The sequence below is a fragment of the Comamonas aquatilis genome (assembly GCF_965139575.1).
Lineage (GTDB): Bacteria > Pseudomonadota > Gammaproteobacteria > Burkholderiales > Burkholderiaceae_C > Comamonas > Comamonas aquatilis.
Genome location: NZ_CBCSIW010000006.1, coordinates 187763 through 211963, shown reverse-complemented (window position 1 = coordinate 211963; position 24201 = coordinate 187763). Strand labels below are relative to the sequence as shown.

The window sequence follows — 24201 nt, the reverse complement described above, 5'->3', positions numbered from 1 at the left end:
CCACCAAACCCTCCGCCAAACCCTCGACCAAATCACCCACCCGAGACCTGACCCAGGGCCCCATCGCCAGCACGCTGATGGTGTTCTCCCTGCCGATTCTGGCGGGCAATGTGCTGCAGTCGCTCAATGGCTCGGTCAATGCCGTCTGGGTGGGCGGCCATCTGGGAGAAGCCGCGCTGACCGCAACGGCCAATGCCAACAATGTGATGTTTGCGCTGATTGGCGCGGTATTCGGCATCAGCATGGCCAGCAATATTCTGGTGGCCCAGGCCATGGGGGCCAAGAAGCTCGGCCAGGCCAAGCGCGTGCTGGGCAGCAGTGCCACGTTTTTCGGCTTTGTCTCGCTGCTGATCGCCCTGCTGGGCGTGCCGCTGTCGCGCAAGCTCATGCAGTGGATGGGCACGCCCGAGGAGGCCCTGCATCTGGCCGAGGCCTATCTGCAAATCATTTTTCTGGCCATTCCCCTGCTGTTCATGTTCACCTTCGTCACTGCCGTGCTGCGCGGCGCGGGGGACACCAAAACACCGTTCTGGTTTTTGCTGATCGTGGTGGCGCTGGACATGGCACTCAACCCGCTGTTCATCTTCGGCTGGGGGCCGGTGCCGGCCCTGGGCATCAAGGGCTCGGCCGTGGCCACGCTGATTGCCAACGGCCTGAGTTTTGCGGCTCTGCTGATCTGGCTGCGTACCCGCCGCCACCCGCTGTGGATTGGGCGGCGTCAGCTAGGCCTGTTCAAGCCGGATCTGGCCATCATCCGCACCCTCATCACCAAGGGCCTGCCCATGGGTGTGCAGCTGGTGATGATTTCCATGGCCATGATCGCAATGATTTCCATGGTCAATGCCTATGGCGTCACCACCGCCTCGGCCTATAGCGCCGCCCTGCAGCTGTGGACCTATGTGCAAATGCCGGCCATGGCGATTGGCGCAGCCTGCTCCACCATGGCCGCCCAGAACGTGGGCGCTGGCCTGTGGAAGCGGGTGGACGCCACGGCCCGCGCCGGCATGCTGGTCAATGTGCTGCTGACCGGCGGCCTGATCGCCCTCATCGTGCTGCTGGACCGCTTTGTGCTGGGCTGGTTTCTGCCCCTGGGCAGCCCTTCGCTGGAGGTGGCCCGCCATCTCAACCATATCGCCATAGGCTCGTTCCTGTTCTTTGGCGTCACCTTTGTGCTCTCGGGCGTGGTGCGTTCCACAGGGGCGGTCATGCCGCCACTGATCATTCTGGCTATCGCCATGTGGGGCATACGCGTGCCCGTGGCCAAGGGCCTGCAAGGTGCACTGGGCGCGGATGCCATCTGGTGGAGCTTTCCCATCAGCTCGCTGGCTTCGGTGCTGATGATCCTGGCCTATTACCGCTGGGGCAACTGGCGCAAGGCACGCATGCTGCCGGCCGCTGCAGCCAAAGCCGAGGAACAAACGCCGGAGCAGGAAGATGCGGAAGCCGCTGCCCCGGTGGACAGCAATGCCTTGCTGGCGCAATCGGGGCCTTGCGAGCGCATTGCCATGCCCGCCGAAGTGGCCGGCCTGCCGCCCTGCCCCGTGGCCACCCAGGCTGAAGCCATAGAGGCTGTGGAGACGGCAGCAAGCGACAAGAGCAGATAGCCGGTCGGCCCGGCCAGGCTAGCCCTAATCACCTCGGTGCACGGCAGGCCGGCGATGGAACCAAAATGCAGGCCTGCGCTCCTATATAACGCCATGCACTCCCTCTTCCCCCATCGCCGCCTAGCGGACTCTGCGCTGCTCCTGTGGCTGTCAGTCTTTTTTTTGATAGCTGCCAGCGCTTTATCCACAAGCGCCAGAGCCGAAATTACTCTTAAAAACAGCCATCTCTCCGCCGCTGTCGCCGGCGCCGCATCGCCCGTGGTGCAGACGCCGCGCGTGCGCGCCGAGCTGGTGGCCCAGGTGCCGGATGGAATTACCGCCGGCCAGACCTTCTGGCTGGGTCTGAAGATAGAGCACCAGCCCGACTGGCACACCTACTGGAAGAACGCTGGCGATTCCGGCCTGCCCACGGAGCTGCAGTGGCAGCTGCCCGCAGGCCTTACGGCCGGTGCCATCGACTGGCCCACACCCCATGCTCTGCGCGTAGGTCCTCTGGTCAACTACGGCTATGAAGGCATGGTGCTGCTGCCCGTTCCGGTCACGGTGGCCGATGATTTCAAGGCCCCGGCCTCGGGCATGGTGGAGGTGCAACTCAATGCCAGCTGGCTGGTGTGCCGCGTGGAGTGCATTCCGGAGAGCGGCAGCTTTCAGCTGCCCATTGCCGTGCAAGGCAGTACCGCCAGCCATGGCGATGCGTTTGTCAAAGCCCAGCTGGCGCAGCCCCGGTTGCTGAAACAAGCCGGCCAGGCCCAGGTCCAGCCCGAGGCACAAAGCCCAGGCACCGGCAATGTGCTGCGTGATGACCGCATCAGCCTGCGCGTGCCCGGCCTGCCTGCCAGCCTCCAAGGCCAGACACTGGAGTTCTACCCCGAAAACGGCGACACCTTCAAGCATGCGGCCGAAGCCGGCAAGGACTGGACACAGCGCTGGGATGGCGCGGTCTGGGTGGCCGAGAACCTACCCCTGTCCGATATGCGTGGCGACACGCCCCAGCAGCTGGCAGTTGTACTGGCCTTGTCGCCTGAAAAGCGCGCCGCCGCTCAAGATCAAGGCCAGCCCGTGGCCTGGCGCAGCGAGCTGGCCGTTGCAGGCCAATGGACACCAGCCACGCTGGCAACCGTCTCTCCGGCGCTGGCAGCCGCTCTGGAAGCCAACAAGAGCGCGGCCCAGCCGGCCACCACAGCCGGCAGCTCGGCCGGCAATTCGGCCAGCCTGTGGGCCGCCCTGCTCGGCGGTCTGATTGGCGGGCTGATCCTCAACCTCATGCCCTGCGTTTTCCCGGTGCTGGCCATCAAGGTGCTGGGCTTTGCAGGCCACGGCCAAAATCGCCGCGCACAGCGCCTGGGTGGCATGACCTATGCCCTGGGCGTAGTTCTGTCCTTTATGGTGCTGGGCGCCCTGCTGCTGGGCCTGCGCGCTGCCGGCCAGCAACTGGGCTGGGGCTTTCAGCTGCAGTCGCCGGTGGTCGTGGCGCTGCTGGCAGGCCTGTTTACCCTGCTGGGCCTGAATCTGGCCGGCCTGTTTGAGTTTGGTCGCATGCTGCCCAGCAGCTGGGCCAGCGCCCAGGCGCGCAATCCGGTGCTCGATTCATTCTTGTCCGGCGTGCTGGCCGTGGCCATTGCATCGCCCTGCACCGCCCCCTTCATGGGTGCCTCCCTTGGCTTTGCGATTGATATGCCGCCTGCCCAGGCCTTGATGGTGTTTGCCGCCCTCGGTGTGGGCATGGCCCTGCCCTATGTGCTGGCCAGCTTTGTGCCCGCCGTCTTGGGCTGGTTGCCCCGCCCCGGCCCGTGGATGGAGACCTTCCGCCGGGCCATGGCCTTCCCCATGTTTGCCACGGTGATCTGGCTGGTCTGGGTGCTGGGCCACCAAAGCGGCATGGATGCTGCCGCAGCCTTGCTGGCCCTGCTACTGGCGCTGGCCGCGCTGATCTGGGCGCTCAACCTCAGCGGCAAAAGCCGCGTCGCACTCGGCATCGCCGCCCTGCTGCTGAGCGCGGTCATTGCCTACCAGGCCGTGCCGCTGATCACCACGCAAGCAGCCAGCGTGCAGGCTCAGGCGGGCGAGCGCTGGCAGCCCTGGTCTGCCGACAAGCTGCAAGCCTTGCAGGCCGCCGGCCAGCCAGTGTTTGTGGATTTCACCGCCGCATGGTGCGTGACTTGCCAGGTCAACAAGCGCACCACGCTGAACAATGCCGAAGTGCTGGCCGCTTTCGATGCCCGCAAGGTGCAATTGCTGCGCGCCGACTGGACGCGGCAGGACCCGGCCATCACCCAGGCCTTGCAAGCTCTGGGCCGCAGCGGCGTGCCGGTCTATGCGCTGTACGCCCCGGGGAAATCCCCCCTGGTGATGACCGAGCTGCTGAGCAAGAGCGAAGTGCTGGATGCGCTGAAAAGCCTGTAGGCTGCCACTACAGCCCGGCCCAAGGGAGCGATTCGTCGCTCCCTTTTTCATGCGGACCGTGCCCTACCCTATGGCGCAGCCACGGCAAAAGTCCTAGACTGAAATCGCTCTGCGGACCTTTCCACGGAGCAGAGTTGTGCAGCTGCCGTGTCCTGTGCAAAGAGCGCAGCTGTACATCTCCATCCCAGCCAGGAGGTGAATCATGCATGCGCTTCATCTACATCCCTCGCCACGCAACCGCAGTCTGCTGATGGCACTGGTTCTGGCCAGTCTGGCGGTGGCCGGTCTGGTTCTGCCCTTTGTCTGGGATGCGCTGGCGGCCATCAACGAGCTGCCCAAAATGCTTTGGCTGCAACACGCGCTGGCTCAAGTGCCCATTGCCAGCTGGCTGATGATGTTTGTCTGGGGAGCAGCCGTTCCGGCCGTGCTCCTGCTGGGCATGCACAAGGCACCGGCCTTCGGACTGAGCTGCGCGCTGACCATTGCCGCACTGATGCTGATGGCCGTCACCTGGTATGTGCACATGCCGGCATCCAGCCAATGCATGGCCATGTACAGCAAAGCCGAATGGGCCTGCACGCTGCTGCGCTGGGGCTACAGCCTGAGCCTGGGCCTGGCCACAGCCGCCTATGTGTTCACCATGCTGGCCATGGGCTTCTCGGCCCTGGGTCTGCTGGCCGAAAACCTGGAAGAGCCCAAGGCCCACGCCTGACACAACAAGCCTATCCTGCGCGCATGCGCAAGGACTGGTTAAGAACGTGTTTACGATCTCCTCGGCGCCGCGCTAGTATCTTTGCGGGATGGGATGCTAGGCGCGATACCGCAAAGGCACTGGCCCGAAGGGTTGAGGCGAAATCGGGCGATCTCTTCGCGCTGCGGTTTGCTTGCACCCCGGTGCAAGCTGCTCCACATCGCTTCGAGCTCATCCCGATTGCGCCTCAACGCGGCTGCGTAGAGGTCGTAAACACGTTCTAAGCGCTCAATGCAAAGAGCGGGTGTTTTGCACCCGCTCTTTTTCGTTCACTGGCGACATTCGCCCATGGCTGGGCGAGCGCTTATTTCTTGAACGATTTTTCCGCAGCGTTAGCCAGATCGGCCACCTTGGCTTCGGCCTTGCCCGTGGCTTTTTCCAGCTTGCCTTCCACTTCCAGCTTGGTGTTGCCGGTCAGTTTGCCTGCAGCCTCCTTGATCGCTCCCTTGGCCTGATCCACACGACCGGTGATCTGTTCCTTCTTCATAAGCCACTCCTTTGCTTCGATAAACAAGCCGTCAGATCTGCATCTGAGCCGGCCAGTCACCTCACTTTGCCCTGCTTTGGGCCAGCATCTCGTCGGAGTCCAAGGCCCAGGCCGGTCATCAGCTGCAACTTGGTCGAGTAGGAGAGCAGCGCTCAAGTCTCATCAAAATAAATAGCTACAAACCTTTTAAATCAAAGGCATTAACAGCATTTTTTGCATAAATCAAAATGCAAGCACCACCGGCATGCAGCGGGAAAGCCGCAAGAAATGCGCCTTAGCTGCGTCGGCCAAACAGGCGTCGGTAGCGCGATGGCAGATCCTGCATACGCATCATGATGGGCAGATCGGCAGTGTTGAAGTCGCTATCCCAGGCCGGAGCACCCAGCACCTTGGCGCCCGTGCGCAAATAGCCCTGAATCAGCGCCGGAGGTTCTACCTTGAGATCGCTGGCAGACACATCGCTGGCATGGGCCAGCTGCTCGGGCAAAGCCACGCGCGGCTGCACCTGAAACTGCGCTTCGGCCAGATGCGTCTGGCGCAGCTGCTGCCAGATGCGTGCCGGCCCTTCGCCGTGGGCCAGACCCGGGTACTGCATGGGAATGCTGGCGCAGCCCACCATGGTTTCCAGCTGATTGCCCTGCATGAATTCGGCCAGAGCACCCCACAGGGCCAGAATGACGCCGCCCTGGCGATGCTCGGCATGGACACAGCTACGTCCCAGCTCCACCATATTCGGGCGCAGGGCATCGATGGCTGCGAGCTCAAACTCCTGATCACTGTACAGGCCGCCGGCTCGAATCGCCTGGGTGGGAGTGAGTAAACGATAAGTGCCTATCACCTTGCCCTGCACTTCGTCACAGACCATCAGGTGTTCGCAGAAATCATCAAAGACATCGATGTCGTGACCGGCCAGCGGCGTCTGCAGCAGCGCGCCCATTTCTTCGGCAAACACCTGGTAGCGCAGACGCTGGACCTGACGCACTTCATCCTGGTGTCTGGCCCAGCGCACATTCAGTCGCAAGGGCGCTGCTGGCGGCGCGGTTTGAGAGGAAAGCGGAGCAATTGGCGACCGGGGCGCTCTGATGACCTGAGGGTTCAGCGCTTCAAATACGTCAGGATGCCTCATATCTGCTTTCCTCTCTGTGTTGGACGCAGTTGGCGGCCTGCCTGTGCCACACGGTATGCCTGCGTGTCGCTATTGTGGAAAACACAGATGAAGCGCTTGCGACAGTTGCATGACGGTTGCATGACAGACATGAAAAAAGCAGCTGCGAACAGCTGCTTTCGAGGCGGCCTGCAAGCCCGGACTCAGGCCACGGCCTGCGCCTTGTTGCCCATGCCCAGATAGGTATCGATGATGCGTCTATCGTTGAGCAAGTCTCGTGCAGCACCCGTGAGCGCCACCGCGCCCATCTCCAGCACATAGGCGCGATCGGCCACCTTGAGTGCCGCGCGGGCGTTCTGCTCCACCAGCAGCACCGAGACACCATGGTTGCGCAGGCTGGCCACCACTTGCAACACCTCTCGCACGATCAAGGGCGCCAGACCCAGAGAAGGCTCATCGAGCATGAGCAAACGCGGTTTGGCCATCAGCGCCCGGCCTATGGCCAGCATCTGCCGCTCGCCGCCCGAGAGCGTGGAAGCCATTTGAGCCCGCCTTTCCTTGAGGCGCGGGAAGATGGAAAACACCTCCTCCATGCGCTGGCTCTGATCGCGCTGGCCTTTGCGCCACAGCGAAAAGCCGCCCAGCAGCAGATTGTCTTCCACCGACATTTCGCCAAACAGCTCGCGCTTTTCCGGCACCAGGCTGACACCGCGCGCCACCATGGCTTCCACCGATGGGCGTGCAATGCGCGCCTCGTCAAAGCGGACTTCCCCCTTGGAGGGCAGCAAGCCCATGGCCGCAGACAGCAGCGTGGTCTTGCCAGCCCCATTGGGGCCGATGACGGTGACGATTTCCCCGGCGCGCACATCCAGATCCACCTGATGGATCGCCTCCACCGGGCCATAGGAGACGCTGAAGCCGCGCAGCTGCAACAGATTCTTTTCACTCATGCTGCACTCTCCTCATTGTCATCGCCGCCACCCAGATAGGCATCGAGCACCCGCTGATTGGACTGAATCTCGGCAGGCGATCCGGCCGCAATCACGGTACCGAACTCCAACACGGTGATGCGGTCGGCCAGATTCATCACAAACTCCATATCGTGCTCCACCACCAGAATGCCCAGCCCCTGGGCCCGCAGCTGGCGCAGCAAATCGGCCAGCGCCTGCTTTTCCAGGTGGCGCAAGCCGGCGGCCGGCTCATCGAGCAGCAGCGCGGCCGGCTGGCCGGCCAGGGCACGGGCAATCTCCACAATCCGCTGCTGACCCAGCGCCAGAGACGCCGCCGGCACATGGGCAAAAGCCGCCAGGCCGCAGCGCTCTATCTGCTGGCGGGCTTCGTCCAGCAGAGCGGCTTCTTCGGCCCTGTCCATGCGCAGCATAGAGGCCAGCCAGCCTTTGTGTGCGCGCTGATGCGCGCCCAGTGCCACGTTCTCCAGCACGCTACGCTGTCCCAGCAGGCGCACATGCTGGAAGGTGCGTCCCAGGCCCAGCGCCGCAAAAGCACGCGATGGCGCATGGCCCATGGTCTTGCCCATGAGCTGCACCTGCCCTTCGGTGGCCGAATCCACGCCCGAGATCATGTTGAAGAAGGTGCTCTTGCCCGCACCGTTAGGGCCGATCAAGGCATGGACTTCACCGGCCTTGAGCGTCATGGACACGTCGTTGTTCGCCACCAGACCGCCAAAGCGCTTGGTCACATGCTCTGCGGCCAGCAGCACCGTACCGGCAGGCGGCAGCGCATGCTGATCCAGTGGTTTGACGGCAGCGGGCAGCGCCGCTTGCGGCTGGTAGACCCAGCGCGAAGCCATGCGCTGCAGCGTAGGCCACAGCCCTTCGGCAAAGCGCTGCAGCACCAGCACCATCAACAAGCCAAAAACAATGACTTCAAAGTTGCCGTTGGTGCCCAGCAGCGCGGGCAGTATGTCCTGCAGCTTTTCCTTGAGCAAGGTGATGACCGTCGCACCCAGCACTGCGCCCCAGAGATGGCCGGCACCACCGACCACCGCCATGAACAGGTATTCAATGCCGATATTGAGGTTGAAGGGCGCGGGACTCACAAAGCGCTGCATGTGCGCATAAAGCCAGCCCGACAGCGTGGCCAGCAAAGCCGCCAGCACAAACAGTTTGACCCGGTGGCGCGCGGTGTGGATGCCCATGGATTCCGCCATGATCTGCCCGCCCTTGAGCGAGCGGATAGCGCGGCCCTCACGCGAATCGAGCAGGTTGTGCAGCAGCCACAAGGCCACCAGCAGCACGATCCAGATCACCACGCCCATGGCGCGTGGCGACTCCAGCGACAGGCTGCCGAACTTGATGGCCGGAACGCTGGTGATGCCCGTCTGGCCGCCCAGAAATTCCATATTGCCGAACAGGTAGTACAGGCTCAGGCCCCAGGCAATCGTGCACAGCGGCAGGTAATGCCCTTGCAGCTTGACCGTGACCGCACCCAGAAACCAGGCCACCACAAACGTGATGAGCAAACCCAGCAGCAAGCCCACCCAGGGCAGGCCGTTGGTTCCGACAAGAGCACCCAGCGCCTGGGTGGCCACGGGCGAAGTGCCCACCCAGGCCGTGGCATAAGCGCCTATGCCCACAAAAGCGGCCTGACCAAACGAGGTCATGCCGCCCACGCCGGTGAGCATGACCAGACCAGCTGCAACGATGGAATACAGGCCGATATAGCTCAGTATCACCACCGTGAAATCCGGCAGAAAGCCCCAGGACACGGCCAGCAGAGCGACGGCCATCAGCGTCAGCGCACGGGTGCTGACGAAGCCACGGCGCGCGGGCGTAGCCGCAGGCTCGGCTGGCTTGGCCTGCGCTGTTTGAGAAGTGAGAGGCGCGCTCATTCTTCTTCCTCCACATGGTGACTGCTGCGTGAACGCCACCACAGCACGGGAATGATCAGAGTGAACACCAGAACTTCCTTGTATGCGCTGGCCCAGAATGAAGAGAAAGCTTCCAACAGCCCCACCAGCAAGGCCCCGGCCAGGGCCAGCGGGTAGCTGGCCAGGCCCGCCACAATGGCGGCCACAAAGCCTTTGAGGCCCATCAAAAATCCGGTGTCGTAATACACGGTGGTGATGGGGGCGATCAGCAGACCGGAGACCGCACCGATCAAGGCGGCCAGTGCAAAGCTGACATCACCCGCCAGACCGGCGGGAATGCCCATCAGACGCGCTCCCACGCGATTGATGGCCGTGGCGCGCAAGGCCTTGCCCACCATGGAACGGCCGAAGAACACAAACAGCGCCAGCACCAGGCAGATGGCCGTGCCGACCACCACCAGCGACTGGCCGGAGATACCTATATCGCCCAGCTGAAACTGGGCCTCGGAGAACGCCGGAGTGCGCGAACCTTCAGCACCAAAGAAAACCAGGCCCAGGCCCACCAGAACGCCGTGCATTGCTACGGAAACAATGAGCAGGCTCAACACCGTTGCATTGGCCAGAGGGCGATAGACCAGGCGGTACATCAGCGGTCCCATGGGCGTGATGATGGCCAGCGTCGTAATGGCTTGCAAAATCAGCGACGAAGGGCGCAGACCCCAGGCCAGGGCAAAGGCAATGCAGGGCGCAATCACCGTCCAGAAAATCGAGGCCGACCAGCTCACTTCGCGACCTGCACGGGCCCGCAGGATATCCAGCACCAGCACCATGGCAGCCAGCGCCACCAGCAGCCACAAGGTGGTCGGCAAACGCCCGGTCTGCATCATGGCCAGGGTCAGCGCGCCAAATGACACGAACTCGCCCTGGGGAATGAAGATGACGCGGGTTACGGAGAAAACAAGCACCAGAGCCACAGCCAGCAGCCCATAGATGGCGCCGTTGACTATGCCGTCCTGCCCGAGCAGCAAGGCAATCTGCAAATCCATATTCGACACTTTCGCGAAAGCAGCCTGCAGCCGGCCCTGCCCCGAAGCGCCGGCCATGTGCCAGCGACTTCAGGACAGTGCCGGTGTTTCAGGCGGAATCAAGCTCAGGGCTGGTATTTCCAGCTGCCGTTTTCGATCTTCACCATGACCACGCCATGCTGTATGCCCAGGTGATCGGTAGGTGACATGCTGAAAACGCCATGGGCGCCGGCCACATCCTTGGTGCTCTCCAGCGCATCACGCAAAGCGGTACGGAACTCCACAGTTCCCGGCTGCGCCTTCTTCAGCGCGGCAGGGACGGCAGCTTCCAGCACCTTGCCTGCATCCCAGGCATGGGCGCCAAAGGTGGCAGCCGAGCCCTTGCCGTACTTGGCCTCGTAAGCATCCACATAGGCCACGGCAGACTTCTTCACCGGATGGGCATCGGGCAGCTGATGGGCTACCAGCACCGGACCGGCGGGCAGCAGCGTGTTCTCCACATCCTTGCCGCCTACGCGCAGAAAGTCGGCATTCGCCACGCCATGGGTCTGGTAGTACTTGCCTTTGTAGCCACGCTCCTTGAGCGTTTTCTCGGGCAAGGCCGCAGGTGTGCCCGAACCCGCAACCAGCACCGCATCGGGCTTGGCGGCCATGATCTTCAAGGCCTGGCCGGTGACCGAGGTGTCGCTGCGCGAAAACGCTTCGGTGGCCACCAGCTTCATGCCCTTGGCTTCGGCAGCTTTCTTGAATTCCTGCAACCAGCCTTCGCCATAGGCGTCGTTGAAGCCGATGAAACCAACCGTCTTGATGCCGCTTTTGCCCATGTGATCGGCAATGGCGCCGGCCATCATGCTGTCGTTCTGCGGTGTCTTGAAGACCCACTTCTTCTTGTCGTCCATGGGCGAGATAATTCGGGCCGAAGCGCCCAGCGTCACCATAGGCGTCTTGCCTTCGGCCACCACGTCGATCATGGCCAGGGAATTGGGCGTGGTGCTGGAGCCGATGATGATGTCGGCCTTGCTTTCGCTGATCAGCTTGCGCGTATTGGCCACGGCAGCCGTGGTGTCCGAGGCGTCATCCAGAATGATGTAGTTGACCTTTTGTCCGCCCATGGTCTGGGGCATGAGAGCCACGCTGTTTTTCTCTGGAATGCCCAGCGATGCCGCAGGACCGGTCGCCGAAACCACCACCCCCACGGTGATATCGGCCTGAGCCGTACCCCATGCAGTTGCCAATGCCGCCGCCAACAGGCCCAGTTTGGTAAAGCTCTTCATGTCTGTCTCCTCGATTAGTTGTTCACACAAAAATCACTCTTGCCACTCCATCGGGAATCAGACCGCGTCCTATCAACTGGCCGTTCCCGCTTTTAAAGTGTTTGTATCTGGCGCACTCAAGGCGATGAAATTTACCTTGACAACTACTTTTGCACCAGCTTTTTTTCGACCTCCGTGGCTGGGGTTTGTACGGCATGGATTCCCCCCATGAACAAGTCCGCAACGACGGGGGCAATACCGGTATGGTCCAGCGCTCCACCGGGTTTGAGCCAGGTGAACATCCAGTTCATCATGCCAAACAGCAGCATGGTCAAGGCCTTGGAAATCCCGGCCTGGTCGGCATCGGGTCGTATCTGGGCCACGGTCTCGCTAAAGCCCGCCACCACGGCACGCTCCTTGTCCAGCACCCGCTGCTGATCTTCGCTTTCAAGAAACCGCACATCCTCGGTCAGCACCCGGTGCGCCTCCTTGGCATGGGCGTACTCCTGCACAAAGCGCTCGATCAGCGTGCGCAAGCGCAGCTCGGCGGGAAAATCCTGCTGCTGCACCTCCTGCACCAGGGCATGCAGACGCGAGACATGGCCGTCGCAGATCTGCAGCAGCAGCGCATATTTGTCCTGGAAGTAGTGGTAGATGCTGGGCTTGGACAAGCCACAGGCCTGGGCCACCTCATTCATGCTGGTGGCCGGGTAGCCGCGCTGGGCAAACAGCTCGGCTGCGCGCTGCAAAATCATGGTGCGCTGATCGTCATATCCGGGGGCGCGACCTCTAGCCATGGACTGCCCGGTGTTTGCTATTTTTCATCGATTTTGCGCTGTACTGCTTGGTTGAAAAGCGCCTACCGCTCATCAAACGATAGCGTAACCGAAGCACTGAGAGGGCGGCACTGGCAGGTCAGCACAAAGCCCTCAGCCACCTCGGCTGCGTTGAGGGCGAAATTGCGCTCCATGCGTACCTCGCCTTGCGTGCACTTGGCGCGGCAGGTGCCGCACACGCCCGAGGTGCAGGAAAAAGGCACTTCCAGACCCGCCGCTTCGGCCGCCTGCAGCAGACTGGCATGCTGCTCCTTGAAGGGGAAATTGCGCGTCAAACCATCGCGAATCAAGGTGATCTGCGCGCTGTGCGCATCCTGGCTGCGGCCGGCCTGTTGCGCGGCAGCAGAGCCCGCAGCCGGCAGCACGCCAAAGCGTTCGATATGGATATGCGCCTGCTCCACGCCGGCCGCCAACAAGGCGGATTCGGCTTCGTCATTCATTTGATAAGGGCCGCAGACAAAGGCTTCGCTGACTTGCTGCGCCGGCACTACCGTGGCCAGAAACTGCGCAATCTTGTCGCGGTTCATCAGCCCCATGTTCAAAGGCGCATCGGTGTCCTCGGCCGAAAACACATGGTGCAGCACCAGCCGCGTCAGATAGCGGTTCTTGAGGTCTTCCAGCTCCTCCTTGAACATGGTGGACTGCACGCTGCGATTGCCGTAGATCAGCGTGAAGCGGCTGCCGGGCTCGCGCGCCAACACCGTCTTCATGATGGACAGAATCGGCGTGATGCCGCTGCCGCCGGCAATGCCCAGATAGTGGCGCTGCGCAGCCGCATCGATAGGCACAAAAAACCGGCCTTGCGGCGGCATAACCTGAATCTGGTCGCCGGCCTTGAGGTGTTCATTGACCCAGTTGGAGAACACGCCGCCGCCCACGCGCCGCACGCCCACGCGCAGCTCCTTGTCGTCCACGCCGGCGCAGATCGAATACGAGCGGCGCAGATCCTGCCCCTCGATTTCGGTTCGCAGCGTGAGGTACTGCCCTTGCGTGAAGACAAACTGCGTGCGCAAGGCATCCGGCACCTCGAAGCAAACGATGGCGGCTTCGGCCGTATCGGCCTGCACGGAGCGCACGGTCAGCGGGTAGAACAAGGTGCTCATGGCGGACTCAGATCGGTTTGAAATATTCGAAAGGCTCGCTGCAACTCAGGCAGCGGTACAGCGCCTTGCAGGCCGTGGAGCCATAGGCGGAAAGCCGCTCGGTCTGCGCACTGCCGCAGCGCGGGCAGGCCACACCGGCTTGAGTCTGGCCACGCTGCTGCTGGTATTGCGCACACGGCACAAAGCGCAAGGTGATGGATTCATGGGGCTGCACCTGGCCAGGCGGCGCAATGCCATAGGCGCGCAGCTTGGCGCGGCCCTCGGGCGTGATCCAGTCCGTAGTCCAGGCCGGTGCGCGCTGCAGCCTTGTCTGCACCGGACCCAGACCGGCACAGCGCAGGCCGTCGATCACGCTCTGTTCTATCATTTCCGTAGCTGGACACCCTGAATAAGTGGGCGTCAACGCCACTTCCAGCACCTCACCCACCTCCTCTACCGAGCGCACCATGCCCAGGTCGCAAAGCGTGACAGCCGGCACTTCCGGATCGGGAATCTGCGCCAGCACGGCCCAGGCCTGGGCCACGCGCGTCAGGTCTGCGGGATGCGCAAGAGCCGCGTTCATCACCACACCCCGCCCGGGTAGGCACGCTGCAGATGCTGCATCTGCGCCAGCATGAAGCCCATGTGCTCGCTGTGAATGCCATGCTTGCCGCTGCTGACGAAGGCGCTGTCCTTGGGCGCTACCAGTGTTGCCGCATCCAGCACCGCCTGCATCTGCGCCAGCCACGGTTTTTGCAAAGCGCTCCAGCGGGGGCCCAGACCGGTTTTTTCGGCATGTAGATCCACGGCATCGGCGCTGAACAGCTCGGGCGTGTAAAGCCATAGCGCATCCACGGCATTCTGGGCGCGGCGATGCGATTCCTCGGTGCCGTCGCCCAGGCGCACCAGCCAGTCGGCCGCATGCTCCTGGTGATAGCGTGCCTCTTTGACGGCCTGGCCTGCAATGGCGGCCAGCTCGCCATCGTCGGACTGCTGCAGCTCGCTCCACAGCAGCAACAGCCAGGTGGCGGCCATGGTGTTGCGCACCACGGTATGGGCAAAGTCGCCGCGCGGCAGCTCCACCAGCGTGGGGTTGTAGTAGTGGCGCTCCTCTCGCAAAAAAGCCAGCTGGTCTTCGTCGTGACCCGAAGCCTTGCCCGCCAGCGTCAGCACGGCGCGGGCCTGGCCCACCAGATCCAGCGCCATATTCGACAGCGCGATGTCCTCCTCCAGAACCGGCGCGTGACCGCACCACTCGGCCAGGCGCTGCGCCAGGATGAGGCAGGTATCGCCCAGGCGCAGCAGGTATTGCTGCGCCAGATCATCCGGCAATGCGATGCTGTGTTGCATGGCTGCGCCCTCCTACATGTGGTTGACCGCCTGGGGCAGCTGGTAAAACGAGGGGTGGCGGTACACCTTGTCCTGCGCGGGATCGAAATACATATCCTTGTCGCCGGGATCGCTGGCCACGATCTGTTCGGACTTCACCACCCAGATGCTGGTGCCTTCCTGGCGACGGGTGTAGACATCGCGCGCCATCTGTATGGCCATGGCGGCATCGCAGGCGTGCAGGCTGCCGCAGTGCTTGTGATCCAGCCCGGCCTTGCTGCGGATAAATACCTCCCACAGCGGCCATTCCTTTTTGTCTTGAGCGATGTTCATCACGGACCTCGATTCTCTGGCTTCAAATAGCGTGTTTGCGCGGCATCTGCGCCTGCTTTTCGGCATGGGCCAGGGCCGCTTCGCGCACCCAGGCACCGTCGTCCCAGGCCTTGACGCGGGCGGTCAGGCGCTCGCGGTTGCAGGGGCCGTCGCCTCCCACCACACGCCAGAACTCGCTCCAGTCAATCGCGCCAAAGTCGTAGTGCTGGCGCTCTGCGTTCCAGCGCAGCTCGGGGTCGGGAAAGCTCACGCCCAGCACGGCGGCCTGCTCTTGCGAGGCATCGACAAACTTCTGGCGCAAGTCGTCATTGCTGATGCGCTTGATGCCCCAGCGCATGGACTGAGCCGAATTGGGCGACTGGTCATCGGGCGGGCCGAACATCATCAGCGTGGGCCACCACCAGCGGTTGACCGCGTCCTGCACCATGTCGCGCTGTGCCTGCGTGCCCTGCTTCATCATGGTCAGCAGGCTGTCAAAGCCCTGGCGCTGGTGAAAACTTTCCTCGCGGCAGATGCGCACCATGGCGCGTGCATAAGGCGCATAGGAGCAGCGGCAGATGGGCACCTGGTTCATGATGGCCGCGCCATCGACCAACCAGCCGATCACGCCCACATCGGCCCAGCTCAGCGTGGGATAGTTGAAGATGGAGCTGTACTTGGCCTTGCCGGTGTGCAGCGCATCCACCATCTGGTCGCGGCTGGTGCCCAGGGTTTCGGCGGCGGCATAGAGGTAGAGGCCATGGCCGCCCTCATCCTGCACCTTGGCCAGCAAAATGGCTTTGCGCTTGAGCGTGGGCGCGCGCGTGATCCAGTTGCCTTCGGGCAGCATGCCGACGATTTCCGAATGCGCATGCTGGCTGATCTGGCGCAGCAGCGTCTTGCGGTAATGCTCGGGCATCCAGTCCTTGGCTTCTATGAAGTCGCCGGCGTCAATGCGGGCATCGAAGCGCTCCTGCAGCTGCAGCTCCTCGGCGCTGCGCAGCACGGGCTTGTCGGCCTGGCCTTCCTTGGCCATCAAATCCAGGGCTTGGGTGTACATGGCGTACTCCTTTGATTAGCGCGGGCGCTTGTCGATCACGCGGCGGGCCTTGCCCACCAGGGTGCGTTCTATGGAATCGGCGCCCAGCACCTCCACCGCCGTGCTGATGCCTATCAAGGTCTTGATGCGCTGCTGCACCCAGTCGGCCAGTTGCTGCGCCTGAGCTTGCATGCCAGGCTGCAGCTCGCAGCGCACGGCCATCTGGTCTAGATTGCCGTCGCGCGTCACCACGATCTGGTACTGGCCCGAAAGCTGCTGGTTTTGCAGCACGATCTCTTCGATCTGGGTGGGAAAGACGTTGACGCCACGGATGATGAGCATATCGTCCGAGCGGCCCACGATCTTGCCCATGCGCTTGAACGAGCGCGCCGTGGGCGGCAGCAGACGCGTCAGATCCCGCGTGCGGTAGCGGATGATGGGCATGGCCTCTTTGGACAAGGAGGTGAACACCAGTTCGCCCTCGCTGCCGTCGGGCAGCACTTCGCCGGTGTCGGGGTCTATGACTTCGGCGTAGAAATGGTCCTCCCAGATCACCGGGCCGTCCTTGGTTTCCACACACTCGCTGGCCACGCCCGGGCCCATCACTTCCGACAGGCCGTAGATATCGACCGCGTCCAGCCCGCCCTTGCTTTCCAGTTCGTGGCGCATGGCTTCGGTCCAGGGCTCGGCCCCAAAGATGCCGGTGCGCAAGGAGCTGGCACGCGGGTCCTTGCCCTGGCGCAGCATCTCTTCGAGGATGACCTGCATATAGGAGGGCGTGACCATGATGATGTCGGGCTTGAAGTCCTCAATCAGCTGTACCTGCTTTTCTGTCTGTCCGCCCGACATGGGAATCGCCGTGCAGCCGGCACGCTCCACGCCGTAGTGCGCGCCCAGACCGCCCGTGAACAGCCCGTAGCCGTAGGCGATATGCACCATGTCCCCTGGCCGGCCGCCGGCCGCACGAATGGAGCGGGCCACCAGATCGGCCCAGACATTGATGTCGTTCTGGGTATAACCCACCACCGTGGGCTTGCCCGTGGTGCCGCTGGAGGCATGGACCCGCGCCACCTGCGTACGCGGCACGGCAAACATGCCGAAGGGGTAGTTGTCGCGCAAGTCCTTCTTGGTGGTGAAGGGAAACCTGGCAATGTCCTGCAGGCTTTTCAGATCGGCCGGGTGCACGCCTGCCGCATCAAAGGCCTGGCGGTAATGCGGCACATGGTCGTAAGCGTGTTGCAGCGTCCAGCGCAGGCGCTGCAGCTGCAGCGCCTCAATTTCATCGCGGCTGGCGGTTTCTATGGCTTCGCGTGCATTCATGCTGCTCACCTCTTCAAGCTTGAACAGGCACGGTAGGCCTGCCCTTCATGCAGTAGGAGCGACCACGAAACAGTGCAATCGCCTCGCCCTTCTGGTTGCGAATCGTCACGTCATACACGCCGGTACGCCCGGCCTGCGAGACCTCGGTCGCTTGCGCCACCAGTACATCGCCGGGTCGGCCCGGAGCCACAAAATCCACGGCCAGTCCCGAGGCCACCGTCATCTCGTTATAGGAGTTGCAGGCATAGGCAAACGCCGTATCTCCCAGCGTGGTGATAAAGCCGCCATGGCAGATATCGAAGCCGTTAAGCATGTCGTCCCGCACGGCCATTTCAATCGTGGCCTGACCCGGGGCGATATGGGTGATGCGCATGGCCAGCCCCTGCGCGGCGCGGTCGCGGGCCAGCATGCCGTCGCGCACATGTTCTGCGGTTTGTTGAGGATTCATATCGTCCTGCTTTCAACGATCGCTGAACACCGGCGCACGCTTGGCCATGAAGGCGGCCACGCCTTCAAGGTAGTCATGGGCGCTGCCCAGGGCTTTTTGCTCAGCGGCCTCCAGCGCCAGCGAGGCGCCAAAGTCCAGATGCTGCGCCGCATCAATCGCCTTGCGCGTCGCCACCAAGGCCTTTGTCGGCATGGCGGCCACCTTGTCGGCCATGGCCGCCACGGCCAGCTCGAAGCCGGCATCGGGCAGGCTGCGCCAGATCAGCCCCATTTGCTCGGCCTCGCTGGCCGAGAGTTTGTCGCCCAGCAACGCCAGCCCCAGAGCACGTTGACGCCCCACCAGACGCGGCAGCAGCCAGGTGCCGCCGCTATCGGGCAGCAAGCCGATACGGGTAAAGGCCTGGATAAAACTGGCCGACTCCGCCGCCACCACCAGATCGCAGCACAGCGCGATATTGGCGCCCGCCCCGGCCGCCACGCCGTTGACGGCCGCAATCACCGGCACGGGCATGCTGCGCAGCAGCTCGCACAAGGGGCGGTAATGGCGCTCGATCAAGACGCCCAAGTCCGTGGGCGGCTCGCCTGGGGCCGCAGGCGCGGCATCCGCATCGGCCAGATCCTGACCTGCACAGAAACCGCGTCCAGCACCTGTCAGAACTACGCAACGCACTTCTGAATCTGCAGCAGCCTGCTGCAGCGCTGCCAGCAGTTCCTCATGCATGGCTCCGGTAAAGCTGTTGAGAGCCTGGGGTCGGTTGAGCCACAAGGTGCGCACGGCACCACGGTTCAGCACCAGGACAAGAGGTTCCGACATGCTCACTCCTCTGCTAGCAAGACTGGCTTGCGGCAGATCAGAAACAAAATCTACCGCTTGGTCGGTAAATAGTAATTTGAGCCAGCGCAAGCAGTGCCCGAACAAACCCGAATCGCGGCAAACAGCAGAGACTGCAGCAGACAAGGGCAAACCCCGGCAAAGCCTTGTGCGGCCTGAGGCCTTGGCGTCTCTTGCGGCTTTTGGCAGTCCTTTGCAACCTATTGGTTCCATCACCTGCTCGGGAATGCATGCACCTGACGGGCCGGAGTGGGCGACAATCCCCCCATGAGTTTCGCTCCCCTGACCAATGACACCTTCCTGCGCGCCTGCCGTCGCCAGGCCACTGACTACACGCCGCTGTGGCTGATGCGCCAGGCGGGCCGTTACCTGCCCGAGTACAAAGCCACCCGCGCCCAGGCCGGCAGCTTCATGGGTCTGGCCACCAACGTGAACTACGCCACCGAAGTCACGCTGCAGCCGCTGGAGCGCTTCCCGCTCGATGCCGCCATTCTTTTCAGCGACATCCTGACCGTTCCCGACGCCATGGGCCTGGGTCTGTCGTTTGCCGAAGGCGAAGGCCCGCGTTTCGCCAAGAATGTGCGCGACGAAGCCTCCGTGGCCGCGCTGGCCGTGCCGGATATGGACAAGCTGCGCTATGTGTTCGATGCCGTCACCAGCATCCGCAAGGCACTCAACGGCCGCGTGCCCTTGATCGGTTTCTCCGGCAGCCCCTGGACGCTGGCCTGCTACATGGTGGAAGGCAAGGGCAGCGACGACTACCGCCAGGTCAAAAGCCTGATGTATGCGCGCCCCGACCTGATGCACCGCATTCTGGAAATCAACGCCGACAGCGTGGCCGCTTACCTGAATGCCCAGATCGATGCCGGTGCCCAGGCCGTGATGATTTTTGACAGCTGGGGCGGCGTGCTGGCCGACGGCATGTTCCAGCAATTCAGCCTGGCCTATACCAAGCGCGTGCTGGCCCAGCTCAAGCGCACCGGTGTGGACGGCACGGATGTGCCCCGCATCGTGTTCACCAAGGGCGGCGGCATCTGGCTGCAGGACATGAACACCCTGGACTGCGAAGTCCTGGGTCTGGACTGGACGGCCAACCTGGGCAAGGCCCGCGCCATCGTCGGCGGTGAAGTCGGCGGCCCCGGCAAGGCACTGCAGGGCAATATCGACCCCAATGTGCTATTTGCTCCACCCGAGCAAGTGGCCGCCCAGGCCCGTGCCGTGCTGGACAGCTTTGGCAAGCCTCACACCGACAAGACCACCACCGGCCCTACCCACATCTTCAACCTGGGCCACGGCATCAGCCAGTTCACCCCACCCGAACATGTGGCGGCCCTGGTCGAAGCCGTGCACAGCCATTCGCGCGCCATGCGTGCGGCGGGCTAAACGGCTGCGCTCAGCAAAAAGGACCTTCGGGTCCTTTTTGCTTATGGGCCATGTCGGAGCCTTGCCACATGCCCTTGAAGCTCGGACGACTGCGGCGCAGATTGAGTTCAGCAGCAATTAAAGGGTAAACCCTTGGAATTGACAGAGTTATCCACAGATTGGGCTTTTGATGCGCCACCGCCTTGCCGCGTCCGGCCATGACGCTATGTTTTTAGCGAAATATGGAGCGTATTGACGCATTTATCGACATTTAGGTCCTGGGAGCTACGCGCTTGACAGCGACCGCCATGCTGATTTATGCACAAGCACGCTCAGGCAGCAATCTAGCGCTTACCGGCGGATTCCATAGATATCCACAACACAGAATAAAACGCAAGTTATTGATTTTAATAGAAAATATCTAAATCATATTTCAAGAATGTGAGCACAAAAATCAATCACCAGCAGCCGATGACGCCGATCTGGCTCGCTTTCCCCACAAAGTTATCCACATAAATCCCATGAACCTCCGCCGGCGCCCTCAGCCAGCGCCTCGCGTATGCTTGGGCCGCCCTCGGATCGTTTCGCCTGCCCATGCCCCATATCTCCCATGTCGCCGTTCAGACCCCCGCCCATAGCGCGGTGGGCGAGCTGCTCAGCTACACCTGTGACGAGGTGCTGCAGCCAGGCACGCTGGTACGCGTACCTCTGGGCAAGCGGGAACTGCTGGGTGTGGTCTGGGATACGCCGGCCGCGCCGGCAGACATTCCGCCGGGCGTGGAGCTGCGCAGCATTGCCTGCGTGCTGCCGGGCATTGCCCCCCTGAGCCGGGGCTGGCGGCGGCTGGTGGGCTTTGCCGCTCACTACTATCAGCGCAGCGTGGGCGAGATTGCCGTGACGGCTCTGCCGCCCCAGCTGCGCGATATGACGGCCGAGCAGCTGACCCGGCGCCTGGCTCCGCCCAAGCCCGCCAAGGCCAAGAGCAGCAAAAGCAAGAAGGCCCAAGCCGAGGAAAACTTCGAGGACGCAGCAGCCGCCATTGCCGTGGCAGCGCCGGCCCCCACTACGCCTTTGGTAGCACTAAGCGCAGAACAGACCTCGGTATTTGCGCAAATCGAGCAAAATCCCGGTCCGTTTCTGCTTTACGGCAGCACCGGCAGCGGCAAGACCGAGGTCTATCTGCGCGCCGTACAGGCCTTGCTGGATGCCAACCCCGAGGCCCAGGCCCTGGTAATGGTGCCCGAGATCAATCTGACGCCCCAGTTGCAAGAGCGCTTTGTGGCACGCTTCACGCCGCAGTACGGCCAGGAGGCCGTGGTCAGCATGCACAGCGGCATGACCAATCCTCAGCGTCTGAAAAGCTGGCTGGCCGCCCACACCGGCCGCGCCCGCATTGTGCTGGGCACGCGCATGTCTATCTTTGCCAGCCTGCCGGGCCTGAAGCTGATCGTGGTGGACGAGGAGCATGACGCCAGCTACAAGCAGCAGGAAGGCGCGCGCTACTCGGCCCGCGATCTGGCCCTGTGGCGCGGGCGCGATACCGGCTCCAAAGTCATTCTGGGCAGCGCCACGCCCTCGCTGGAGAGCTGGTATGCCAGCGATGGCGAGGTGGGCCGCTACCAGCGGCTGGAGATGCCCAGCCGGATTGGCGCAGCGGCTCTGCCCCGGGTGCGGCTGGTGGATATGACCCAGCAGCCCAAACGCATCGTGTTCTCGCCGCCGCTGATAGATGCCATCACCGACCGCGTCAAACGCGGTGAGCAAAGCCTGATCCTGCTCAACCGCCGAGGCTTTGCCCCCGTGCTGTTTTGTGCCGATTGCAACTGGAAAAGCGACTGTCCCCATTGCAGCGCCCACCAGGTGTTCCACAAGGGCGACCGCACGCTGCGCTGCCACCACTGCGGCTTCACCCAGCGCGTGCCCTTTGCCTGCCCCAGCTGCGGCAACCCCGACATCCTGCCGCTGGGCAAGGGCACGGAGCAGCTGCAGGAGGAGCTGGAGCGGCTGCTGCGCAATGTGCAACGCCCCGACGGCGATCCGGCCCGCGTGGCCCGCATCGATGCCGACACCACCAAGGCCAAGGGCAGTCTGGAAGAGCAACTGGCCGCCATGCACGCCGGAGACATCGACGTGCTGGTGGGCACGCAGATGGTGGCAAAGGGCCACGACTTTAGACGCATCACCCTGGTGGCTGCCGTGCAGCCCGACAGCGCTTTGTATTCGAGTGACTACCGTGCGCCGGAGCGCCTGTTCTGTCTGCTGATGCAGGCCGCAGGCCGGGCCGGGCGCGACGCCCTGTATGTGAAGGCCCAGGGCAGCGCGCCGGAGATGTGGATTCAGACCCATGATGCACAGCACGCCGTCTATGCGGCCCTCAAGCGGCACGACTACCCGGCCTTTGCCAAGCAGCAGTTGCAGGAGCGGCTGGACGCGGGCATGCCGCCCTATGCCTTCCAGGCCATAGTCCGCGCCGATGCGCGGACCCAGGAAGCCGCGCAGGCGTTTTTGAGTGCGGCGACCCAGGTGGCCAAAGACGCCGGCCTGCCCTATCTGGACGAGGTCTTCATCTACCCGCCCATCCCCATGGCGGTGCAGCGCGTGGCCAATGTGGAGCGCGCCCAGATGCTGCTGGAAGCCACCAATCGCAGCGCCCTGCTGCGCTTTTTGAACAGCTGGCAGCAGTATCTGCACTGGTTGCGCGGCCTGCCCGATCACAAAGGCCTTGTTCGCTGGCTGGTCGATGTGGATCCTCTGAGCATCTGAAGCTATGCGTCAGCTCAGAAATTTAAGCCTTTTTGGCCTCCAGCCTTTATGTATCAAGCACATGCAGCTATCAAATAAACCCTAAATTCTTTTCATACCCGGCGCCATCGGGATTTGCGCGATTGTGCATCCCGGCATGGCTATTGCATGGTGCGAGGGGCTGCTCCACGAGAGCAGGCACTTTCAACCCTCGGAGCACTCTTACATGCACAAGCGTATTCTTCGTCGCACCCTGCTGGCCGCCAGCCTGGCCGTTTCCGGCTTGCTTTCCCTGCCCGGCGCCGCACTGGCCCAGGATGCATCGGCCACTGCCGCCAAGAGCGCAACAGCCCAGACGGCCAAGCCCAATGTGGTGGTGCTGGCCACCGGCGGCACCATCGCGGGTGCGGGTGCCTCCACCGTCAACAGCGCCACCTATACGGCTGCCAAGGTGCCGGTGGACAAGCTGCTGGCCGGCCTGCCCGAGTTGGCCCAGGTGGCCAATGTGCGCGGCGAGCAAGTGTTCCAGATCGCTTCCGAGAGCTTCACCAATGACAATCTGCTGACCCTGGCCAAGCGCGTCTCGCAGCTGTCCAAGCAAGCCGATGTGGACGGTATCGTCGTCACCCACGGCACGGATACGCTGGCCGAGACCGCCTACTTTCTGAGCCTGACCGTGCACACCGACAAGCCCATCGCCGTGGTCGGCAGCATGCGCCCCGGCACGGCCTTGTCGGCCGACGGTGCGCTGAACCTGGTCAACGCCGTCAGCGTGGCCGGCTCCAAGGATGCCAAGGGCAAGGGCGTGCTCGTCACCATGAATGACGAGATCAACACCGCCCGCGATGTGAACAAGGACATCAACATCCAGACCGGCGCCTTCAAGAGCCAGTGGGGCGCGCTGGGCATGGTGGTGGAGGGCAAGAATTACTGGTTCCGCGCCCCCGTCAAGCGCCACACCAACCAGTCCGAATTCAATATCGACAGCATCGACAAGCTGCCCCAGGTGGACATCGTCTACGCCTACGGCAGCGTGCAGCCCACGGCCGTGAATGCGCTGGTGGATGCCGGCGCCAAGGCCATCGTCCATGCCGGCACCGGCAATGGCTCGGTGGCCGACCGCATGGTCAAGCCGCTGCAGGACGCCCGCGCCAAGGGCACGCTCATCGTGCGCTCCTCGCGCGTGCCTTACGGCTTTGTGCTGCGCAACGCCGAGCAGCCCGATGACAAATACGACTGGGTCGTGGCCCACGATATGCGCCCCGAGAAAGCCCGCATTCTGACCATGTTGGCGCTGACCAAGGGTGCGAACACCAAGGAACTGCAGCGGATGTTCTGGGAGTATTGAGACTCACCCCCTGAGGCGCTGACGCGCCTTCCCCCTCTCTCTTCGGGAGGGGGACGACACCTTCGGTGCGGGGCGGCCCTTCCTCGGTGTCTCT

Annotated in this window: 22 protein-coding genes; 6 read left to right on the top strand and 16 right to left on the bottom strand. The window is 63.0% G+C overall.

What is annotated here, in order from left to right; all coding sequences use genetic code 11:
* The first annotated feature begins 47 nt into the window (after positions 1–47).
* The 3 genes from ACNAZA_RS10670 (at position 48) to ACNAZA_RS10660 (ending at position 4719) form a co-directional block, all read left to right on the top strand.
* The gene (locus ACNAZA_RS10670) at positions 48–1604 is read left to right on the top strand and encodes an MATE family efflux transporter (RefSeq protein WP_415796562.1); all 1557 of its coding nucleotides are present in this window, start codon (positions 48–50) and stop codon (positions 1602–1604) included.
* 93 nt (positions 1605–1697) lie between these two features.
* Complete coding sequence (locus ACNAZA_RS10665) at positions 1698–4007, top strand: protein-disulfide reductase DsbD family protein (RefSeq protein WP_415796550.1); 2310 nt, start codon at positions 1698–1700, stop codon at positions 4005–4007.
* Positions 4008–4209: 202 nt separating this feature from the next.
* Positions 4210–4719: a hypothetical protein gene (locus ACNAZA_RS10660; RefSeq protein WP_415796549.1), complete on the top strand. Its 510-nt coding sequence runs from the start codon at positions 4210–4212 to the stop codon at positions 4717–4719.
* Positions 4720–5062: 343 nt separating this feature from the next.
* On the opposite strand, the gene ACNAZA_RS10655 is transcribed toward ACNAZA_RS10660, so the two are convergent.
* From ACNAZA_RS10655 to ACNAZA_RS10585, 15 genes are all read right to left on the bottom strand, one after another.
* Positions 5063–5245: a CsbD family protein gene (locus tag ACNAZA_RS10655; protein WP_120966066.1), complete on the bottom strand. Its 183-nt coding sequence runs from the start codon at positions 5243–5245 to the stop codon at positions 5063–5065.
* 274 nt (positions 5246–5519) lie between these two features.
* Entirely contained in the window at positions 5520–6371 is an 852-nt protein-coding gene (locus tag ACNAZA_RS10650) for a GNAT family N-acetyltransferase (RefSeq protein WP_415796548.1), read from the bottom strand.
* Between the two features lie 182 nt (positions 6372–6553).
* Entirely contained in the window at positions 6554–7300 is a 747-nt protein-coding gene (locus ACNAZA_RS10645; protein ID WP_415796547.1) for an ABC transporter ATP-binding protein, read from the bottom strand.
* Positions 7297–9201 carry a branched-chain amino acid ABC transporter ATP-binding protein/permease gene (locus tag ACNAZA_RS10640; protein WP_415796546.1) on the bottom strand — a complete coding sequence of 635 codons (1905 nt, stop codon included), beginning with the start codon at positions 9199–9201 and terminating at the stop codon, positions 7297–7299. Before ACNAZA_RS10640 ends, ACNAZA_RS10645 begins: the two co-directional genes overlap by 4 nt.
* A complete protein-coding gene (locus ACNAZA_RS10635; protein WP_415796545.1) occupies positions 9198–10226 on the bottom strand; it encodes a branched-chain amino acid ABC transporter permease in 1029 nt (342 codons plus the stop codon). The genes ACNAZA_RS10640 and ACNAZA_RS10635 overlap by 4 nt, the downstream gene beginning before the upstream one ends.
* 104 nt (positions 10227–10330) lie before the next feature.
* Positions 10331–11479: an ABC transporter substrate-binding protein gene (locus ACNAZA_RS10630; protein WP_415796544.1), complete on the bottom strand. Its 1149-nt coding sequence runs from the start codon at positions 11477–11479 to the stop codon at positions 10331–10333.
* A 143-nt stretch (positions 11480–11622) separates the two neighbouring features.
* The gene (locus ACNAZA_RS10625) at positions 11623–12255 is read right to left on the bottom strand and encodes a TetR/AcrR family transcriptional regulator (RefSeq protein WP_415796543.1); all 633 of its coding nucleotides are present in this window, start codon (positions 12253–12255) and stop codon (positions 11623–11625) included.
* Positions 12256–12317: 62 nt separating this feature from the next.
* Positions 12318–13397, bottom strand: coding sequence for a 1,2-phenylacetyl-CoA epoxidase subunit PaaE (paaE, locus tag ACNAZA_RS10620; protein ID WP_415796542.1), 1080 nt, complete (start codon positions 13395–13397; stop codon positions 12318–12320).
* A 7-nt stretch (positions 13398–13404) separates the two neighbouring features.
* Positions 13405–13959 carry a 1,2-phenylacetyl-CoA epoxidase subunit PaaD gene (gene paaD / locus ACNAZA_RS10615; protein ID WP_415796541.1) on the bottom strand — a complete coding sequence of 185 codons (555 nt, stop codon included), beginning with the start codon at positions 13957–13959 and terminating at the stop codon, positions 13405–13407.
* The gene (paaC, locus tag ACNAZA_RS10610) at positions 13959–14726 is read right to left on the bottom strand and encodes a 1,2-phenylacetyl-CoA epoxidase subunit PaaC (RefSeq protein ID WP_415796540.1); all 768 of its coding nucleotides are present in this window, start codon (positions 14724–14726) and stop codon (positions 13959–13961) included. Before paaC ends, paaD begins: the two co-directional genes overlap by 1 nt.
* Before the next feature lie 12 nt (positions 14727–14738).
* Complete coding sequence (gene paaB / locus ACNAZA_RS10605; protein WP_415796539.1) at positions 14739–15038, bottom strand: 1,2-phenylacetyl-CoA epoxidase subunit PaaB; 300 nt, start codon at positions 15036–15038, stop codon at positions 14739–14741.
* A 22-nt stretch (positions 15039–15060) separates the two neighbouring features.
* The gene (gene paaA / locus ACNAZA_RS10600) at positions 15061–16077 is read right to left on the bottom strand and encodes a 1,2-phenylacetyl-CoA epoxidase subunit PaaA (protein ID WP_415796538.1); all 1017 of its coding nucleotides are present in this window, start codon (positions 16075–16077) and stop codon (positions 15061–15063) included.
* Between the two features lie 15 nt (positions 16078–16092).
* On the bottom strand, positions 16093–17376 hold the full coding sequence (gene paaK, locus ACNAZA_RS10595; protein WP_415796537.1) for a phenylacetate--CoA ligase PaaK: 1284 nt from the start codon (positions 17374–17376) through the stop codon (positions 16093–16095).
* 13 nt (positions 17377–17389) lie between these two features.
* Positions 17390–17824 (bottom strand): hydroxyphenylacetyl-CoA thioesterase PaaI, encoded by a 435-nt coding sequence (gene paaI / locus ACNAZA_RS10590; protein WP_120966042.1) that lies wholly within the window; start codon positions 17822–17824, stop codon positions 17390–17392.
* A gap of 12 nt (positions 17825–17836) precedes the next feature.
* The gene (locus ACNAZA_RS10585; protein ID WP_415796536.1) at positions 17837–18637 is read right to left on the bottom strand and encodes an enoyl-CoA hydratase-related protein; all 801 of its coding nucleotides are present in this window, start codon (positions 18635–18637) and stop codon (positions 17837–17839) included.
* A gap of 285 nt (positions 18638–18922) precedes the next feature.
* Here ACNAZA_RS10585 and hemE point away from each other — a divergent pair, with 285 nt between their 5' ends.
* Complete coding sequence (gene hemE / locus ACNAZA_RS10580; protein WP_415796535.1) at positions 18923–20038, top strand: uroporphyrinogen decarboxylase; 1116 nt, start codon at positions 18923–18925, stop codon at positions 20036–20038.
* A 10-nt stretch (positions 20039–20048) separates the two neighbouring features.
* On the opposite strand, the gene ACNAZA_RS10575 is transcribed toward hemE, so the two are convergent.
* Positions 20049–20237, bottom strand: a complete 189-nt coding sequence (locus ACNAZA_RS10575; protein ID WP_415796534.1) for a hypothetical protein — start codon at positions 20235–20237, stop codon at positions 20049–20051.
* Positions 20238–20611: 374 nt separating this feature from the next.
* Here ACNAZA_RS10575 and priA point away from each other — a divergent pair, with 374 nt between their 5' ends.
* Positions 20612–22780, top strand: a complete 2169-nt coding sequence (gene priA / locus ACNAZA_RS10570; protein ID WP_415796533.1) for a replication restart helicase PriA — start codon at positions 20612–20614, stop codon at positions 22778–22780.
* A gap of 205 nt (positions 22781–22985) precedes the next feature.
* The gene (locus ACNAZA_RS10565; RefSeq protein WP_415796532.1) at positions 22986–24107 is read left to right on the top strand and encodes a type II asparaginase; all 1122 of its coding nucleotides are present in this window, start codon (positions 22986–22988) and stop codon (positions 24105–24107) included.
* Positions 24108–24201 lie beyond the last annotated feature (94 nt).